The organism is Trebonia sp., assembly GCF_030042015.1.
Classification (GTDB): domain Bacteria; phylum Actinomycetota; class Actinomycetes; order Streptosporangiales; family Streptosporangiaceae; genus Trebonia.
Genome location: NZ_JASIAL010000377.1, coordinates 1 through 2,522 on the forward strand (window position 1 = coordinate 1; position 2,522 = coordinate 2,522).

Annotated in this window: 5 protein-coding genes; 3 read left to right on the top strand and 2 right to left on the bottom strand. The window is 68.2% G+C overall.

The window, feature by feature from the left end; genetic code table 11:
• A partial coding sequence (locus Q1N79_RS20540; protein ID WP_300611341.1) for a VOC family protein occupies positions 1-276 on the top strand: 276 nt, incomplete at its 5' end.
• 130 nt (positions 277-406) lie between these two features.
• On the opposite strand, the gene Q1N79_RS20545 is transcribed toward Q1N79_RS20540, so the two are convergent.
• Positions 407-880, bottom strand: coding sequence for a type II toxin-antitoxin system VapC family toxin (locus Q1N79_RS20545; RefSeq protein ID WP_300611343.1), 474 nt, complete (start codon positions 878-880; stop codon positions 407-409).
• Positions 870-1,136 carry a type II toxin-antitoxin system Phd/YefM family antitoxin gene (locus Q1N79_RS20550; protein ID WP_300611345.1) on the bottom strand — a complete coding sequence of 89 codons (267 nt, stop codon included), beginning with the start codon at positions 1,134-1,136 and terminating at the stop codon, positions 870-872. Before Q1N79_RS20550 ends, Q1N79_RS20545 begins: the two co-directional genes overlap by 11 nt.
• An 86-nt stretch (positions 1,137-1,222) precedes the next feature.
• Here Q1N79_RS20550 and Q1N79_RS20555 point away from each other — a divergent pair, with 86 nt between their 5' ends.
• Together Q1N79_RS20555 and Q1N79_RS20560 are read left to right on the top strand one after the other, a co-directional pair.
• Positions 1,223-1,819 (top strand): MBL fold metallo-hydrolase, encoded by a 597-nt coding sequence (locus Q1N79_RS20555; protein WP_300611347.1) that lies wholly within the window; start codon positions 1,223-1,225, stop codon positions 1,817-1,819.
• Positions 1,816-2,274 (top strand): protein-tyrosine phosphatase family protein, encoded by a 459-nt coding sequence (locus Q1N79_RS20560; protein ID WP_300611349.1) that lies wholly within the window; start codon positions 1,816-1,818, stop codon positions 2,272-2,274. Before Q1N79_RS20555 ends, Q1N79_RS20560 begins: the two co-directional genes overlap by 4 nt.
• Positions 2,275-2,522: the final 248 nt, after the last annotated feature.

A 2,522-nucleotide genomic window follows, 5' to 3' on the forward strand; every position in this document is an offset into this window, starting at 1 on the left:
GACGACAAGCCGGCGGTCACCCTGGAGACACCACGCGATCCCGGCCGGGCCAGCAGCTTCGTCAACATCCGGGTCAAAGACATCGACGCCGCGTACGCCGCATGGACCGCCCGGGGGGCCGAGTTCCTGACCCCGCCGAAACAGCACCCGTACGAGACCCGCTGCTACATCCGCGATCCCGACGGTCATCTGATCGAAGTGGGGCAGACCACGGACCCGAAGGGGGACTGGATGCCAGCCAGCTGGTCATCGGGTACGCCCGCCGAGGAGTCTTGACCACCGCCGTCACCGGCATCGGAGAGCCTCATCCCGCGCGGACCTGTGGCCAAGATCAGGTAAGCAGGTGAAGTCATGACCGGTCCTGGTCGTCCCGTGTTGGTTTGTGCTCTGGTATCGGACGGGGCGGCTAGCGCGCGGTCGTCGCTGCTTGCGGGAGCGGCGGGCGGGTGACCGGGATGACCTGCATCAGGGCATCCAGGCCGGCGAAGTCAGCGGGGTTGGCCGTATACAGGGGCAATCCCTCGGCGATGGCAGTCGCCGCGATCATCAGGCCGGCGAGCCTGCCCCCTGGCTTGCGCCCGGCGGCGACGACTGCCGCGGTCACCCGTCCGAAGATGCGTGCCGCCTCTGCGTCGAATGGGACGGGGTCGAATTCGCTCTCGGCTCGCTGCAAGATCTCCAGGCGCCGGGCCCGCTCAGCGTGTTCGTCGTACATGTCCTGCTCGTCATTGCGGCGGACCTCGTGCGGGCCGGCCGACAACTCCGCCAGGGTGACGGCGCTGATCGCCATCTCATCAGGCAGCTCCGCAGGGTCAATCCACTTGCGCAAGATCACGATGCTCGTGTCGAGCATCCCTTGCCGGGGCTGCTCACTGCTCATATGCGCTGCTCGCCTTATGATCGGCGGCGGTGCCCTGATCCGCCCGGAAAGCCGCCAGGTCGACCTCAGGGGCGTTGCGAGACATGGCGGCGAACTCCTGCCTGGAAACGAACCTGCGGCGCCGACGCAGCGGGATCAGTTCGCCGATCCGGTGGCCGTCACGGGTGACCGTAAAGGACTGACCGTGTTCGACGGCATCCATGATCTCGCGTGACCGGGCCCGTAGGTCGCGCTGCGTGATCTCCGGGTTGCTCATACTCCCACGGTAGCACTTGGTGCTATAGGGTGCTACCAGCATCTCTGTGTCCGCCGCACCCGGCCGGGGCCGTTAGCTTGGCTGGCATGCGGTTGACTAAGTTCACCCACTCCTGCGTGCGGCTGCAGCGCGACCGCGGCGTCCTGGTGATCGATCCTGGCTGCTGGAGCGAGCCGACGGCGCTAGACGGCGCGACCGCCGCGCTGGTCACGCACGAGCACTCCGATCACCTCGACGCAGCCGAACTGGCCCGCCGCGACATCGAGGTCTACGCGCCGGCGCAGGCGCGCATCCAAGGCCTGGCGGTCACCGGCGTGCGGTCCGGCGACCGCTTCACCGTGGCCGGCTTCGCGGTCCGGGCGGTCGGCGGCCGCCACGCCGTCGTACACGGCTCCGAGCCGGACTGCGAGAACCTCGGCTACGTCATCGAGGACAGCTGCTACCACCCGGGTGACAGCCTGACACTTCCGAACGCCGAGATCGACACGCTGCTCGTGCCCTTGCAGGCCTCATGGCTGAAGACCTGCGAGGCGATCGCCTTTGTCCGGGCGGTCGCGCCGCGCCGCGCCTTCGGGATGCACGAAGGGCAGCTCAACGACCGGGGCTTGCAGGCACTGAACGGCTGGCTCAGCCGCGCGGCCGGCACGGATTACCGTTACCTGGCCCCCGGCGAAACGGCGTGACTGGCCCGGATGGTCACCGGCACCGGCAGGCCGAAGGGCACCGGCACCGCCGTGTGGTCAGCTTGCCCGACGGCACCAAGATCACTGCGGTGTCGTTCGACGCCGTCGACCCCTACGCCCGTGACCGCCGGCCCGGCTACGGGCTATATCTCGATCGCCGGTGGCAGCCGCCGTGGCCCCATGATCATCTCGACTGGCCTGACTTCGGAGTTCCCGGTGACCAGGCCTCGGTCCTCTCCGCGCTGAGGTCCGTGCTCGACCGTGCCCGGACTGGGGAACAGGTGGAGGTCGGCTGCCTGGGTGGCCACGGGCGCACCGGTACAGCACTGGCCTGCCTCGCCGTCCTCACCCGCCATCCCGCCACCGACGCGGTCGCCTGGGTCCGCGCCAACTACTGCCCGGAGGCTGTCGAAACCGCCGGCCAGGAAGCGTTCATCACCAGGCTCCGCTGCTGACAACCTGATGTCCAGTTCGATTGTGACGTCCGCCCGGCTCACGCGGTCGCGATGGAATCACCGGACGGGCCGGGCCGAATGGCTCCCCCATCGGCTATATCCTCGCCAGCAGGCATAACCCGGGGAAGACATGGGAGTGTTATCCGCATGGTCGTCTTCATCATCGTGCTGCTGATTGTCGGGCTCATCGTCGGCGCGATCGCGCGCCTGCTCATGCCCGGCCGCGACTCACTCGGAATCTTCGGCAC